The sequence below is a fragment of the Geodermatophilus sp. SYSU D01186 genome, assembly GCF_054050215.1.
On record NZ_JBJGYW010000003.1, the window covers coordinates 110,726 to 125,439 of the forward strand.

Annotated in this window: 11 protein-coding genes and 1 pseudogene; 10 read left to right on the forward strand and 2 right to left on the reverse strand. The window is 74.1% G+C overall.

Features of this window, described 5'->3' with window-relative positions; all coding sequences use genetic code 11:
* The first annotated feature begins 96 nt into the window (after nt 1-96).
* From crcB to ACI784_RS03300, 10 genes and pseudogenes are all read left to right on the forward strand, one after another.
* Entirely contained in the window at nt 97-462 is a 366-nt protein-coding gene (gene crcB / locus ACI784_RS03255) for a fluoride efflux transporter CrcB (RefSeq protein WP_457012507.1), read from the forward strand.
* 17 nt (nt 463-479) lie between these two features.
* Nucleotides 480-809, forward strand: coding sequence for a fluoride efflux transporter FluC (locus ACI784_RS03260; protein WP_457012554.1), 330 nt, complete (start codon nt 480-482; stop codon nt 807-809).
* Between the two features lie 48 nt (nt 810-857).
* The gene (locus ACI784_RS03265) at nt 858-2,273 is read left to right on the forward strand and encodes an alpha,alpha-trehalose-phosphate synthase (UDP-forming) (RefSeq protein ID WP_456921923.1); all 1,416 of its coding nucleotides are present in this window, start codon (nt 858-860) and stop codon (nt 2,271-2,273) included.
* Nucleotides 2,273-3,016, forward strand: a complete 744-nt coding sequence (gene otsB, locus ACI784_RS03270) for a trehalose-phosphatase (protein ID WP_457012508.1) — start codon at nt 2,273-2,275, stop codon at nt 3,014-3,016. The genes ACI784_RS03265 and otsB overlap by 1 nt, the downstream gene beginning before the upstream one ends.
* Before the next feature lie 294 nt (nt 3,017-3,310).
* Entirely contained in the window at nt 3,311-4,927 is a 1,617-nt protein-coding gene (locus ACI784_RS03275; RefSeq protein ID WP_457012509.1) for a methyl-accepting chemotaxis protein, read from the forward strand.
* 122 nt (nt 4,928-5,049) lie between these two features.
* Nucleotides 5,050-5,502 (forward strand): annotated as a pseudogene (locus ACI784_RS03280) (methyl-accepting chemotaxis protein); the annotation flags it as partial.
* A 263-nt stretch (nt 5,503-5,765) separates the two neighbouring features.
* Nucleotides 5,766-7,394, forward strand: coding sequence for a methyl-accepting chemotaxis protein (locus ACI784_RS03285; RefSeq protein WP_457012511.1), 1,629 nt, complete (start codon nt 5,766-5,768; stop codon nt 7,392-7,394).
* Nucleotides 7,395-7,704: 310 nt separating this feature from the next.
* Nucleotides 7,705-9,318, forward strand: a complete 1,614-nt coding sequence (locus ACI784_RS03290; protein WP_457012512.1) for a methyl-accepting chemotaxis protein — start codon at nt 7,705-7,707, stop codon at nt 9,316-9,318.
* A 295-nt stretch (nt 9,319-9,613) separates the two neighbouring features.
* Entirely contained in the window at nt 9,614-11,983 is a 2,370-nt protein-coding gene (locus ACI784_RS03295) for a chemotaxis protein CheA (protein ID WP_457012513.1), read from the forward strand.
* A 1-nt stretch (nt 11,984) separates the two neighbouring features.
* Nucleotides 11,985-12,437 (forward strand): chemotaxis protein CheW, encoded by a 453-nt coding sequence (locus ACI784_RS03300; RefSeq protein ID WP_456921930.1) that lies wholly within the window; start codon nt 11,985-11,987, stop codon nt 12,435-12,437.
* A gap of 137 nt (nt 12,438-12,574) precedes the next feature.
* On the opposite strand, the gene ACI784_RS03305 is transcribed toward ACI784_RS03300, so the two are convergent.
* Together ACI784_RS03305 and ACI784_RS03310 are read right to left on the reverse strand one after the other, a co-directional pair.
* Entirely contained in the window at nt 12,575-13,951 is a 1,377-nt protein-coding gene (locus ACI784_RS03305; RefSeq protein WP_456921931.1) for a sensor histidine kinase, read from the reverse strand.
* Between the two features lie 5 nt (nt 13,952-13,956).
* Nucleotides 13,957-14,640 (reverse strand): response regulator transcription factor, encoded by a 684-nt coding sequence (locus ACI784_RS03310; protein ID WP_456921932.1) that lies wholly within the window; start codon nt 14,638-14,640, stop codon nt 13,957-13,959.
* Nucleotides 14,641-14,714 lie beyond the last annotated feature (74 nt).

Consider the following 14,714-nt stretch of genomic DNA (forward strand, 5'->3'; position numbering starts at 1 on the left):
GACCCGCCGCCGGTGCGCGACGGACCCGACAGCTCTCGGCCCCGGCCAGGGGCTCGCCCCGAGCCTGCGAGGGGTGAGGGGGCCGGGGTCCTCTATGTGCTGGCCGCGCTGGGCGGTGCGATCGGCGCCCTCGCCCGCTGGGGCATCGAGACGGCGCTCCCCCGCTCCCCCGGCGGCTGGCCCTGGGCCACGCTGCTGGTCAACCTCACCGGCTGCCTGCTGCTGGGTGCGCTGTACGCCGCCCTGGCCGCCCGCTCCCCCGAGCCGCCCTGGGTCCGGCCGCTGCTGGGGGTGGGCGTGCTCGGCGGCTACACCACGTACTCGACCTTCGCGGTGGAGGTCGTCGAGCTCACCGACGCCGGCGCCGCGCTGCTCGCCGTCGGGTACGTGCTGGTCTCGGTCCTGGGCGGGGTCCTCGCCGTGGCCGCCGGCGCGTACGCGGTGCGGAGGCCCGCCCGGTGACCCCACTGCTGGTCGCGGTGGGTGCGCTGGCCGGCGCTCCCCTGCGCCTGCTGGCCGCCCGGCTGGCGACCCGGGCCGGCCGGGACGCCTCGGCGGGCACCCTGGTGGTCAACCTCGCCGGCAGCGCCCTGCTCGGCGTGCTGCTCGGGCTGGCGGACGTCCCGGCGGCGGTCCTCGCCCTGGTCGGCACGGGCTTCTGCGGCGCGCTGACCACCTTCTCGACCTTCGGTTCGGACGTCGTGCGGCTGGTCGAGGAACGGACGGTGGGCCGCGCCCTGGGCTACGTCGGGGCGACCGTCGTCCTCGGCCTGGGGGCGGCCGCCGTCGGCCACACCCTCGCCTCGTGAGGGTCCGCGATGCCCTCGGGACGCGCCATCGATAGGGTCGGAGGCGGCATGGGTGGAGCATCCGGAGCAGACGAGCGGGCGGACAGCCCCGTCGTGGTGGTGGCCAACCGGCTGCCCGTCGACCAGGTGACCGACCCGGACGGGACGACGCGCTGGCAGCGCAGCCCCGGTGGGCTGGTGACGGCGCTGGAGCCGTTCGTGGCCGGCCGCGGGGGCGCCTGGGTCGGCTGGTCCGGCTCGGCCGGGGAGGCGCCGGAGCCGTTCGAGTCCGGCGGCGTGCAACTGATCCCGGTGCCGCTCTCCGAGGAGGAGGTGGACCGCTACTACGAGGGCATGTCCAACGCCTCGCTGTGGCCGCTCTACCACGACGTCGTCGAGAAGCCCGAGTACCACCGGACGTGGTGGGACACCTACGTCCAGGTCAACAAGCGCTTCGCCGAGCGCACCGCCGAGGTCGCCGCCGAGGGCGCGATCGTGTGGGTGCACGACTACCAGCTGCAGCTGGTCCCCGCGATGCTGCGGCAGCGCCGCCCCGACCTGACCATCGGGTTCTTCCTGCACATCCCCTTCCCGCCCTACGAGCTGTTCACCCAGCTGCCCTGGCGCTCGGCGATCGTCGAGGGGCTGCTCGGCGCCGACCTGGTCGGCTTCCAGCGGCCCAGCGCGGCGTCGAACTTCGTCCAGCTCGCCCGCCGGCTGCACGAGCTGCCGGCCCGCGGCACGACCGTCGAGTACGACGGGCGCACGGTCACCGCGCGCGCCTTCCCGATCTCCATCGACGTCGCCGCCTTCGACGAGCTGGCGAGCTCGCCGGAGGTGGTCCAGCGCGCCAAGGAGATCCGCGCCGAGCTCGGCAACCCGGAGAAGATCATCCTGGGCGTCGACCGGCTCGACTACACCAAGGGCATCGCCGTCCGGTTCTCCGCGTTCCAGGAGCTGCTCGAGGACGGCGCCCTGGAGGCCCCGGGCACGGTGCTGGTCCAGGTGGCCACGCCCAGCCGCGAGCGGGTCGAGCACTACGTGCACATGCGCGAGACCATCGAGCAGCAGGTCGGCCACATCAACGGCGTCTTCGGCAGCCTCGGCGGCCCGGCGGTGCACTACATCAACCAGTCGGTGCCCCGCGAGGAGCTGGCCGCCCTCTACCGGGCCGCCGACGTCATGCTCGTGACGCCGTACCGCGACGGGATGAACCTGGTCGCCAAGGAGTACGTCGCCGCGCGCAGCGACCTCGGTGGTGCGCTGGTGCTGTCGGAGTTCGCCGGCGCCGCGGCCGAGCTGAAGCAGGCCTTCCTGGTCAACCCGCACGACATCGCAGGGGTCAAGAACCAGCTGGTGCGGGCGCTGCGCGCCGAGCCGGCGGAGCTGGCCAAGCGGATGCGGGCCATGCGGCGGCACCTGGCGAAGAACGACCTCGAGCACTGGGCGACGTCCTTCTTCGACGCGCTGCGCGCGCAGCAGTGATGGCCGGGTCGCCGGCCGACCTGGCCACCGCGCTCCGGGAGCTGGCCGGACGGCGGCCGCTGCTGGTGGCCAGTGACTACGACGGCGTCCTCGCGCCGCTGGTCGGGGACCCGTCGGCGGCGGTCCCCTCCCCCGGTGTCGGCGAGGCGCTTGCCCGGCTGGCCGACCGCCCCGGCGTCGTCGTCGCCCTCGTCAGCGGCCGCGGCGTGGCCGACCTCCAGACGGTCAGCGGGCTGTCCGGTCCGTACCGCTGGGTGGGCAGCCACGGCGCGGAGTTCGACGGCCCGCTCACCGGGGAGCTCGCCGCCCGCCGGGATGCCCTCGCCGAGCGGCTGGCGCCCCTCGTGGCCGCGGTGCCGGGTGCGCTGCTCGAGGTGAAGCCGGCCAGCGTGGCGGTGCACGTGCGGCAGGTCGCCGACCGCGCCGCGGCCGCCGAGCTGCTCGCGGCCGCCGACCGGGACGCCGATCCGTCACTGACGAAGAAGCCGGGCAAGGAGGTGCTCGAGCTCGCCGTCACCGACGCCGACAAGGGCCGGGCCCTGCTGCGTCTCCGCGAGGAGCTCGGCGCCGCGGCGGCGGTCTACCTCGGCGACGACCTCACCGACGAGGACGCCTTCCGGGCCCTCCCCGCCGGCGACGTCACCGTCAAGGTCGGCGAGGGCGACACCGTGGCCCGCTTCCGCATCCCCGGTCCCGCCGCCGTCGTCGCCCTGCTCGAGGAGCTCGCGGGCCTGCTCGCCTGACCCGTGTGGCGCGGCGGACTCCCGGGTCACCGGCGGGGCCTGCGCGGCCGTCCGCCCGGCCGCTGTCGACAATCCCGGGATCGGCGCAGGGCGGAGGCTCCCGGCGCTCCGGGAATGGCGTAGTCGCCGTTCCCGCGCTGTCGACAAATGCCGTCGGCGAGCCGGTCACCATACTGCTCGGGAACGATTCCGCATCCCTCTCCGAATGGGCTCCGGAACCGCCAGGAATGGCACCAGACTATGCCGAAGCGCACATCCGTCTGCCATTCGCCATCGTCCCTGGAGGGGCTCTCCGTGTACTCCCCCACCACCCCCGCTCCCCCCGGCCGCACCTCCGGGTGGTTCGCCGACCGGCCCCTCGGCGTGCGGATCGGCGCGGTCGTCGCGCTGCTCGCCGTCGTGGTGCTCGCGACCAACGTCCTCGCGGTCCTGCGCATCTCCGAGATGCGCACCCACCAGGAGACGATCTACACCGAGAACCTCGAGCCCCTGAACGCGCTGTCCGCGGTGCAGCGCGCCACCGCCGCGCACCGCGCCCGCGTGCTCGAGTACGCCGTCTCCGACCCCGCCCGCCGGGAGGAGCTGCGCGGCGAGATGGACGAGAAGCAGGCCGACGTCGACGCCGCCCTCGCCGAGTACGCGCCCTACGTGATCGACCAGGCGGCCATGGACGCCTACGCGCAGGGCCGGCAGCGGTTCCTCGCCACCAACGAGGCCCAGCTGTTCCCCGCCGCCGACCGCGGGGACCTCGCGACGTACGCCCAGGTCTACCGCGACGTCTCCAGCCCGCTGCTCACCCAGATCGCCGACGGTCTGGAGGAGGAGGGCGTCGCGCAGTCCGCGCAGGCCGCCGCCCGGAACGCCGAGGCCGCCGAGCGCGCCGACTCCGCGGTCACCACGCTGCTGGTCAGCGCCCTGGTCGCGACCGCGCTGGCCACGGGGCTGACCGTGGTCGTCGTCCGCCGGATCACGGGGACGGTGCGCGCCGTGCAGGAGGTGGCCGAGGCCATGGCCGGCGGGGACCTGCGCCGCACCACCGGCGTCCACTCCGCCGACGAGCTCGGCCGGATGGCCGCCGCCCTGGACGCCGCGCAGGCCAACCTGCGCGCGGTCATGGCCTCCGTCGCGAGCTCGGCGGACGCGGTGGCGGCGTCGTCGGAGGAGCTGTCGGCCTCGTCCGCGCAGATCGCGGCGTCGGCGGAGGAGACCAGCGCGCAGTCCGGTGTGGTCGCCGGCGCGGCCGAGGAGGTCTCGCGCAGCGTCGAGACGGTGGCCGCGGGTGCCGAGCAGATGGGCGCCTCGATCCGGGAGATCGCCACGAACGCGGCCGAGGCCTCCGACGTCGCCGCGCGCGCGGTGACCGCGGCGGCGTCGACGACGGCGACGGTGGCCAAGCTGGGGGACTCCTCGGCCGAGATCGGCAACGTGGTGAAGGTGATCACCTCCATCGCGGAGCAGACCAACCTGCTGGCGCTCAACGCCACCATCGAGGCCGCCCGCGCCGGGGAGGCGGGCAAGGGCTTCGCGGTGGTGGCCAACGAGGTCAAGGAGCTGGCCCAGGAGACGGCGAAGGCCACCGAGGACATCGCGCGGCGGGTGGAGGCGATCCAGCACGACACCGGTGCGGCGGTGACCGCCATCGAGGAGATCTCCCAGATCGTCGCCCAGATCTCCGACCGGCAGACCACCATCGCCTCCGCGGTGGAGGAGCAGACCGCGACCACCAGCGAGATGTCGCGATCGGTCGCGGAGGCCGCCGGCGGGTCGGGGCAGATCGCGGAGAACATCATCAGCGTCTCCACCGCGGCCGAGTCGACCACGCAGGCGCTGACGCAGACACGCACCGCCGTCGACGAGCTGTCGCGGATGGCGTCGGACCTGCGGACGAGCGTCTCCCGCTTCGCCTACTGACGCCCGAGTCCAGGACGACGGAGCGCCCGGCCGGGGAAACCGGCCGGGCGCTCCGTCGCATCTCCGCGCCATCGTCGGGGATGTCGGCAAGACTTCGCACGGGATGCGCTGCCCGGCCTTTCTCGGGCGATGTGCGACCGTCGGCCGAGGAGACCAGCGTGCAGTCCGGCGCCGTGGCCTCGGCCGCGGAGGAGGTCACCCTGGGCGTGGAGACGGTGGCGGCGGGCGCCGAGCAGATGGGCGCGTCCATCCGCGAGATCGCCCAGAACGCGAACGAGGCGGCGAAGGTCGCGGTGACCGCGATCGGCCGCATCAGCCAGGTCATCGGGCAGATCAACGACTTCCAGCTGACCATCGCCAGTGCCGTGGAGGAGCAGACCGCCACCACCAGCGAGATGTCGCGCTCGGTGGGGGAGGCCGCCGGCGGCTCGCGGGAGATCGCCGCCAACATCACCGGGGTCTCCGCGGCGGCCGGCTCGACGACGCAGGCGCTCACCCGGACCCGCACCAGCGTCGACCGGCTCACGGGCATGGCCGCCGACCTGCGGACGGCGGTCACCCGCTTCACCTACTGAGGCACCGCGAGGAGGGGCGTCCGGTCGCGACCGGGCGCCCCTCCCGTATTTCCCGGAAATGGTCGCCGAGAACGGCCCGGTGTCGACAAGTCGGGAAGGCAGAGGAGGTTGCCGACCATTCTTGCCGACCATTTGCGACACACCCCGCGCGCTGCCGTGGAATCGGTCCACGGCCAATAACGTCCCGCGTGTCACCCACCGGGGCGCGGACCGCGCCCCGGCAGCCCGACCGCTCCGGTCTCCGTACACCAGGGACGTCCCTCATGCACACCAGCACGCCCGTGCGCCGCTCCCGCCTCGGCGTCCGCGGCTCCATCTCCGCAGTCGGCGCCGCCGGCATGGCCGCTGCCCTGGCCGTCGGTGGCTTCGGGCTGGCCGGTCTCGGCAACTCCGGCGACGCACGGCAGCACGTGGCCGAGCTCAACGACGCCTTCGACCACGCGCAGGCCATGGAGTTCTACAACGCCGACGTCAGCGGGTGGCAGACGGCCTACGCGTGGGACGCCCGTCTCTCCGGCCCGGTCGTGGCGGTGCAGCCCACCAGTGCCAACCGGGCCGGCTTCCTCGACGTCGCCGGTCGGCTGCGCGAGGAGCTCCAGGCCATGCCGATGGACGTGCTGACCGAGGAGGAGGCGGCGACCTACGCGGAGATCGGCGCCAGCTGGGACGACTTCTTCGCCGTGGACGACCAGGTCGTCGCGCTGTACCAGCAGGGGATCCCGCAGGCGACGGACGCGGCGGACGCGCTGATCCTGGGCGAGGGCTACCAGGTCTACTTCGGGATCATCGACCTCACCAAGCAGCTGGAGGACTCCCTGCGGGAGCGCGTCGCGGCCGCGACCGCGGCCGCCGAGGCGCAGGAGACGCGCACCCGCTGGACCATGATCGCCGTCGTCGTCCTGGGGGCCCTCCTGGCGCTCGGGGCCGCGCTGGCCGTCTCGCGGCGCATCGTGCGCCCCCTCGCGGCGGTCGAGTCGGTCGCCGGGGCCCTGGCCGCCGGTGACCTCACCCGGACGACCGGTGTCACGCGGGACGACGAGGTGGGCCGGGCCGCCGCGGCCGTGGACCGGGCCATCGAGTCCGTCCGCGAGGTGGTCGCGTCCGTGGCCGCGTCGGCGGACGCGGTGGCGGCGTCGTCGGAGGAGCTCAGTGCGTCCTCGGCGCAGATCTCCGCCTCGGCGGAGGAGACCAGCGCGCAGTCGGGTGTGGTGGCCGGTGCAGCGGAGGAGGTCAGCCGGAACGTGCAGACCGTGGCCGCGGGTGCCGAGCAGATGGGTGCGAGCATCCGGGAGATCGCCACGAACGCCGCGGAGGCCAGCGAGGTGGCTGCCCGGGCGGTGACCGCCGCCGAGACCACCACCGCCACCGTCGCCAAGCTCGGTGAGTCCTCGGCCGAGATCGGCAACGTCGTCAAGGTGATCACCTCCATCGCCGAGCAGACCAACCTGCTGGCGCTGAACGCCACCATCGAGGCGGCGCGGGCCGGGGAGGCGGGCAAGGGCTTCGCCGTGGTGGCCAACGAGGTCAAGGAGCTGGCCCAGGAGACGGCGAAGGCCACCGAGGACATCGCGCGGCGGGTGGAGGCGATCCAGCACGACACCGGTGCGGCGGTGACCGCCATCGAGGAGATCTCCCAGATCGTCGCCCAGATCTCCGACCGGCAGACCACCATCGCCTCCGCGGTGGAGGAGCAGACCGCCACGACGAACGAGATGTCGCGGTCGGTGACCGAGGCCGCCGGCGGGGCGGGGGAGATCGCCGCGAACATCACCGGCGTCTCCACCGCGGCCGAGTCGACCACGCAGGCGCTGACCCAGACCCGCACCGCGGTCGACGAGCTGTCCCGGATGGCCGCCGACCTGCGTGCCGGGGTGGCCCGCTTCAGGTACTGACGTCCGCGCCCCGGCCGGCTCGGCGTGTGGAGCCGGCCGGGGTGCTACACGCCCCGGTGCCCGACCATTCCGAAGAAATGGTCGCGAACGGGTGGAACGACCTCTCGTGTCGACAAGTCATCCATTCCGGGGCGACGACCGTCCCGGCGCAGGATGCAGACGCCGGAATTCTCATGAATTCGGGACCAAGGTCCCTGAAATGGCTGTGCGCCCTACCGAAACACATGGCGGGTCGATGCAGACCCGCCCCGCAGCAGAAATCCCCCGCAGAACGCCCCCCGCAGACCGCCCTCAGCACAGGAGACCTCGAATGAGCGCCACCGCCCCGCCCGCCGCCGGCCCCCGGTCCGGCGGGTGGTTCGCCGACCGTCCGATCGGCGTCAAGATCGGCGCGGCCCTGGCCGTGCTCGCCGTCGTCGCGATCGGCATGACCGTCCTCGCGGTCAGCCGCATCAACGCCCTCGAGGCGGCGGCGACACGGATCAACGGGAACGTCACGACCCTCGCGGACCTGGCGGACATCCAGCGCTCCTGGCAGGGCGACCGGTCGCGGTTCAACACCTACCCGCTGGCCGACCCGCAGAGCCGCGCCGCGCTGCTGGCCGACCTGACCGAGCGGCGGGAGACCATCGAGGCGCAGCTCGACGCCTACGCCGAGGTGACCGTCAACCGGGAGGGGTTCGAGGTCTTCCGCGGCCACGTCGAGGAGTACTACGACGTCGCCGACCACCAGCTCGTCCCGGCCTCGGACGCCGGTGACCTGCGGACCGCCACCGCGCTGATCACCGGCCCGCTGCAGGACTCCTCGGACGTGCTCATGGACGAGTACAACGCCATGCAGGAGCGGCGGGTCGAGGCCGGCCAGGCGGACACGGACGCCGCCGCCGGCATCGCCGACTCCGCCGTCCTCACGCTGTGGCTGACCCTCGCCGCGGGCATCACCGTCGCCGGCGCGATCACCGTGTTCGTCGTCCGACGGATCGTGTCCACCGTCCGGTCGGTGCAGCAGTCGGTGGAGGCCCTCGCCCAGGGTGACCTGACCGTGACGCCGGAGGTGCGCGGCCAGGACGAGCTGGGCCGGATGGCCGGCGCGCTGTCCACGGCACAGGGGAACCTGCGCGACGTGCTGGCGTCGGTGGCCGCGTCGGCGGACGCGGTGGCCGCCAGCTCGGAGGAGCTGAGCGCCTCGTCGGCGCAGATCTCCGCCTCGGCGGAGGAGACCTCCGCCCAGTCCGGTGTCGTGGCGAGCGCGGCCGAGGAGGTCAGCCGGAACGTGCAGACCGTGGCCGCGGGTGCCGAGCAGATGGGTGCGAGCATCCGGGAGATCGCCACGAACGCGGCCGAGGCCTCCGACGTCGCCGCGCGCGCGGTGACCGCGGCGGAGACCACGACGGCGACCGTCGCGAAGCTGGGGGAGTCCTCGATCGAGATCGGCAACGTGGTGAAGGTGATCACCTCCATCGCCGAGCAGACCAACCTGCTGGCGCTCAACGCCACCATCGAGGCGGCGCGGGCCGGGGAGGCGGGCAAGGGCTTCGCCGTGGTCGCGAACGAGGTCAAGGAGCTCGCCCAGGAGACGGCCAAGGCGACCGAGGACATCGCGCGGCGGGTGGAGGCCATCCAGGGCGACACCTCCGCGGCGGTGACCGCGATCGGTGAGATCTCCCAGATCGTCGCCCAGATCTCCGACCGGCAGACCACCATCGCCTCCGCGGTGGAGGAGCAGACCGCCACCACGAACGAGATGTCGCGGTCGGTGACCGAGGCCGCCGGCGGGGCGGGGGAGATCGCCTCGAACATCACCGGCGTCTCCACCGCGGCCGAGTCGACCACGCAGGCGCTGACCCAGACCCGCACCGCCGTCGACGAGCTGTCCCGGATGGCCGCCGACCTGCGCGCCGGGGTCGCCCGCTTCACCTACTGACCCGCGCGGTCACCGCCCGGCCGGGATCCCCGGCCGGGCGGGTCGTCGGCCATTCCCGGGAATGGCGGACGGTCGACATGGGGACCGCCCCGATGCGGTCACCGACGTTCTTGCGAACGCATTCCGCGACACGCACGGAATGGTGTGACGGGCGCACCGTGCGGCGTCCACCATCCCCTCCACGCACCGACGGCGGCACGCCAGCAGGTCCGGCCGTTGGGCTCAACCCCCGGCACTGCCCGCCGATGAACAACCCGAAGCGCGCGCTGCGCCGGGAACGAGAGAGAAGAGCAACGTGGACGGTCTGGACGACATCGTCGAGGAGTTCCTGGTCGAGAGCCACGAGAACCTCGACCAGCTGGACACCGACCTGGTCGCCCTGGAGCAGGAGCCCGACTCGCGGGAGCGGCTGTCGAGCATCTTCCGCACGATCCACACGATCAAGGGCACCAGCGGCTTCCTGGCCTTCCACCGCCTGGAGGAGGTCACCCACGTCGGGGAGAACATGCTCTCCCGGCTGCGGGACGGCGCCCTCGCGCTGACCCCCACCCGGACCAGCGTGCTTCTGCAGATGGTCGACACGGTCCGTTCGCTGCTGGCCTCCATCGAGGCCACCGGCGGCGAGGGCTCGGTCGACGTCTCCGCCGTCGTCGCGGCGATCAGTGCGGCGATGGACGACGCCCCGGCCGCGCCGGCCGTCGAGGTCCCGGCCGTGGCGGCCCGGCCCGTGGGAGCGCCGGCCCCGGCGCAGGAGGCCCCGGCCGCCGAGGCGACCCCCGTCGCCGTCGTCGAGGCCGTCCCGACCCCAGCCGTCCCTGCTCCGGCCCCCGCCGCGGAGGTGCCTGCGCCCGTGTCCGAGATCCCGGTCCCCGCGCCCCGGCCCGAGCCGGTGCTGGAGACTCCCGAGCCCGCCGAGGCCGAGGCCGGCCCCGCCGCCGACACCGGTGGCGGTCAGGCCCGCCGCGCCGTCGCCGACAGCACGATCCGGGTGGACGTCGACCTGCTCGACGAGCTGATGCTGCTGGTCGGGGAGCTGGTGCTGACCCGCAACCAGATCGTCCAGTACGTCGGCCGCTCCAACGACACCGACCTGCTGCGCGCCTCGCAGCGGCTCAACCTGATCGCCAGCGAGCTGCAGGAGGGCGTCATGAAGACGCGCATGCAGCCGATCGACCACATCTGGTCGAAGCTGCCGCGCGTCGTCCGCGACCTGGGCCTGCAGTGCGGCAAGAGCGTCCGCCTGGAGATGGAGGGCCGCGACACCGAGCTGGACAAGACGCTGCTCGAGGCCGTCAAGGACCCGCTGACGCACCTGGTCCGCAACTCCGTCGACCACGGCATCGAGGCCCCCGAGGCCCGCCGCGCCGCCGGCAAGCCCACCGAGGGCGTCCTGACCCTGCGCGCCAAGCACGAGAGCGGCCAGGTCGTGGTCGAGGTGGCCGACGACGGTGCCGGCATCGATCCGGCCAAGGTCGGGGCCAAGGCCGTCGAGCGCGGCCTGATCAGCGCCGACGCCCTCGCGCGGACCAGCCCCGCCGACGTCCTCCAGATGATCTTCCTGCCCGGCTTCTCCACCGCCGCGGCCGTCACCAACGTCTCCGGCCGCGGCGTCGGCATGGACGTGGTCAAGACCAACATCGAGTCGATCGGCGGCACCATCGAGGTCGAGTCGGTGCCCGGCGAGGGCACCGTCTGCCGGCTGCGGATCCCGCTGACCCTGGCGATCGTCCCCGCGCTGACCGTCGAGTGCGCCGGCGACCGCTACGCCATCCCGCAGATCAGCCTGCAGGAGCTGGTGTCCCTGGACGCCGAGAAGGCCGCCACCGCGGTCGAGGAGGTCGGCGGCGCGCCGGTCTACCGCCTGCGCGGGGAGCTGCTGCCGCTGGTCCGCCTCACCGACGTCCTGGGGCTCACCTCCGACCGGCACGACGGGCACGTGGTCATCGCCGTCCTCCGCTCCGAGGGGCGCCGCTTCGGCCTCGTCGTCGACCGCGTCATCAACACCGAGGAGATCGTCGTCAAGGCCGTCGGCGGCCAGCTCAAGGCGATCGGCCTCTACTCGGGTGCCACCGTCCTCGGCGACGGCACCGTGGCGCTCATCCTCGACGTCCAGGCCCTGGCCCGCCGGGCCCTGCGCACCGAGACCAGCGAGCGTCAGGACTCCCGCGTGGCGGCCCTGCAGGCGTCGGCCGCCGAGAGCGACCGGCAGCGGATGCTGCTGGCCGCCATCGGCGGCGGACGGCGGGTGGCCATCCCGCTGGACACCGTCACCCGGCTCGAGCAGGTGCGCACCGAGGCCGTCGAGCGCGTCGGCAACCGCGAGGTCGTCCAGTACCGCGGCGCGATCCTGCCGATGGTGCGCCTGGACCGGCACCTGGGCGCCTACGGCGAGAGCGACCGCGAGGTCCTCGAGGTCATCGTCTACAGCGACCACGGGCGCAGCGTCGCGATCGTCGTCGAGGAGATCCTCGACATCGTCGACGGCGAGGCGGCCGTCCGCAGCGACATCGACGACCTGGGCCTGCTCGGCTCCGCCGTCCTCGGCGACAAGGTGACCGAGCTGCTCGACGTCCGCGCGGCGATCCTCGCCGCCGACCCGGCCTTCTACTCCGCGCCCCTCTCCGCGACGCCCGAGGGCGTCCCCGGCTCCCTCCTGGAGGTCTGACGTGCCTGCCGCGACCGACACCACCGCGCCGGCCATCGGCGGCCAGCTGGCCACCTTCTGGCTGGACGGCGACCTCTACGGCATCGAGGTCGCGCACGTGCAGGAGGTCCTGAAGAGCCAGGGGCTCACCCGGGTGCCGCTGGCCCCCGCCGCCGTCGCCGGCCTGATCAACCTGCGCGGGCAGGTGGTGACCGCGATCGAGCTGCGCGAGCGGCTGGGCCGGCCGCCGCGGCCCGAGGGCACCGACGCGGTGGTGATCGTCGTCCGCCTGCACGGGGAGGCGGTCAGCCTGCTCGTCGACGCGATCGCCGACGTCGTGGACGTCGACCCGGCCGACTTCGAGGCGCCGCCGGACACCCTGGACGGGTCGGCCCGCGAGCTGATCCGCGGGGCGTTCAAGCTCGACGGGCAGCTGCTGCTGGCGCTCGACGTCCAGAAGGCCGTGAGCGCCTAGCGGCCACGGACCCGGGCGCGGCCGGACTTCCCCGGCGGCCGACGCCCTGCCTCCTCGACCCCCGGTCGGGCGGCCCCTCTCTCCGGAGGGTCGCCCGGCCGGGGGTCGCTGCGTTCCCGGGCCGGCCGGGCCCGGTCTCACCGCTGTCCGTCGTGCTGGGCGGGCTCGCCGGCCGGGCCGAGGGCGAGAGTGACCGTCAGGCCACCGGAGGCGGCGTTGGCGGCGGTCACCGCACCGCCGTGCGCGGTGGCGACGGCGGCCACGATGGCCAGGCCGAGGCCGGCGCCGCCGGGTTCGTGGCGGGCGTCGTCCACCCGGCTGAACCGGTCGAACAGGCCGGGCAGCCGGTCGGCCGGGACCCCGGGCCCGGTGTCGCTCACGGCGACCTGCGCACCGGCCGAGCCGGTGGCCTGCACGTCGACGGTGACGGTGCCGCCGTCGGGGGTGTGCCGCAGCGCGTTGTCGACCAGGTTGGCCACCGCCCGCTCCACGCCGGCCGGGTCGCCGCGGATCACCGCCGCCCCGCCGGTCTGCAGCCGGATGCCGCGCCGGGCGGCGAGCGTGGTGAAGCGGCCGGCCACCCGCTCGACGAGGTCGTCGAGGTCCAGGGGGCGCTCGGTCTCGAGGTGGCCGGTGTCGACACGGGCGAGCACCAGCAGGTCGTCGATGAGCCCGGAGAGGCGGCCGGCCTCGTCCAGCGCCGTCCCCAGCGCGGTGCGGACGGCGGGGTCGTCGGTGCGGTCGCGGGCCAGTTCGACCTCCGCGGTGAGGATCGCCAGCGGGGTGCGCAGCTCGTGGCTGGAGTCGGCGGTGAAGATGCGCTCCCGGGCGACGGCGGCGGCCAGGCGGTCGAGCATGGCGTTGAGGGTCTGCACCAGGCGGCCCACCTCGTCGGGGTGCGCGGGCGGGGACAGCCGCCGGGACAGGTCCGCCGCGCTGATCGCCAGCGCCTCGTCGGTCGCCCGCCGGACCGGGGCCAGCCCCCGCTGGGCGATGACGTAGCCGAGCAGGCCGGCCAGGACGGTGGCCAGCCCGGCGGCGGGCAGGTAGCCCGAGACCAGCGCGGCCTGCGCCTCCTGGACCTCGTCGAGCCGGGCGGCGAGGATCGCGACCTGCCCGCGGGAGCCGTCCCGGATGGCGAGCACCCGCAGCCCGGACCCCTCGTCGAGGGTGCGGAGCACGTCCTGACCCGACCGGGCGCGGGCGAGGTCGGTCGGGCCGAGGAGGGGTGTCCCCGGGACGTCGTCGCCGGCCGTGCCCATGACCCGGCCCCGCCGGTCGACGAGCTGCACCATGCGGTCGTCGAGGTCGACGCTGAGCATGTCCTCGTCCAGCTGGTCGCCGCGCAGGCCGACCGGGAGCGCCACGGCGAGGTCGTCGAGCCGATCGTCGACGCCCGCGCGCAGGGCCGTGCCGAGCTGCTGGTGGACGACCACCCCGACGAGGGCGAGCAGGACGGCGAGCGACGCGGCCGACAGCGCGGCGAGCCGCACGCTGATCGGCAGGCGGGACACCGCCGTCAGGCCGCCGAGTCCGGGCAGGCCAGCCGGTAGCCGGCACCGCGCACGGTCTGCACGAGGTCCAGGGAGAACCGCCGGTCGATCTTGTCCCGCAGGTACTTCACGTAGACGTCCACGACGTTGGACAGCCCGTCGTAGTCCTGCCCCCAGACCTGTTCCAGGATCTGGCTGCGCGACAGGACGTGCCCCGGGTGGCGCAGCAGGAACTCCAGGAGGGCGTACTCGCGCCGGGAGAGCTCCACCTCCTCGCCGCGGCACTCCACGGTGTGGGCCGCGGGGTCGAGCGTGATCGGGCCGCAGCGCAGCAGCGCCGGCCGCGGGGGCGCCCCGCGGCGCTGCAGGGCGCGCAGCCGGCCGAGCAGCTCGGTGAACGCGAAGGGCTTGACCAGGTAGTCGTCGGCTCCGGAGTCCAGGCCGTACACCCGGTCGGGCACGGCGTCGCGCGCGGTCAGCATCAGCACCGGCGTCCACACCAGCCGGTCCCGCAGCGTCCGGCACACCGCGAAGCCGTCCATGCCGGGCAGCATCACGTCGAGCACGACGGCGTCGTAGAGGACCGACGTCGCCCAGGCCAGCCCCGCCGAGCCGTCGGCCACCGCGTCCACCGCGTGCCCCGCCTCCGTCAGACCACGAACGAGGACGTCGCGCATCTTGGTCGAGTCCTCGACGACCAGAACCCGCATGCCCCGAGGGTGGCACCTGGGGATGAAGGAGTCATGAGAACCGCGCCCGGCTCATCGTCCCCTCATCTGGAGGG

Excerpts from the sequence above, each read along its gene's own strand:
- ACI784_RS03265 (WP_456921923.1), top strand. The coding sequence starts at position 858 with ATGGGTGGAGCATCCGGAGCAGACGAGCGGGCGGACAGCCCCGTCGTG.
- otsB (WP_457012508.1), top strand. The coding sequence starts at position 2,273 with ATGGCCGGGTCGCCGGCCGACCTGGCCACCGCGCTCCGGGAGCTGGCC.
- ACI784_RS03285 (WP_457012511.1), top strand. The coding sequence starts at position 5,766 with ATGCACACCAGCACGCCCGTGCGCCGCTCCCGCCTCGGCGTCCGCGGC.
- ACI784_RS03290 (WP_457012512.1), top strand. The coding sequence starts at position 7,705 with ATGAGCGCCACCGCCCCGCCCGCCGCCGGCCCCCGGTCCGGCGGGTGG.
- ACI784_RS03310 (WP_456921932.1), bottom strand. The coding sequence starts at position 14,640 with ATGCGGGTTCTGGTCGTCGAGGACTCGACCAAGATGCGCGACGTCCTC.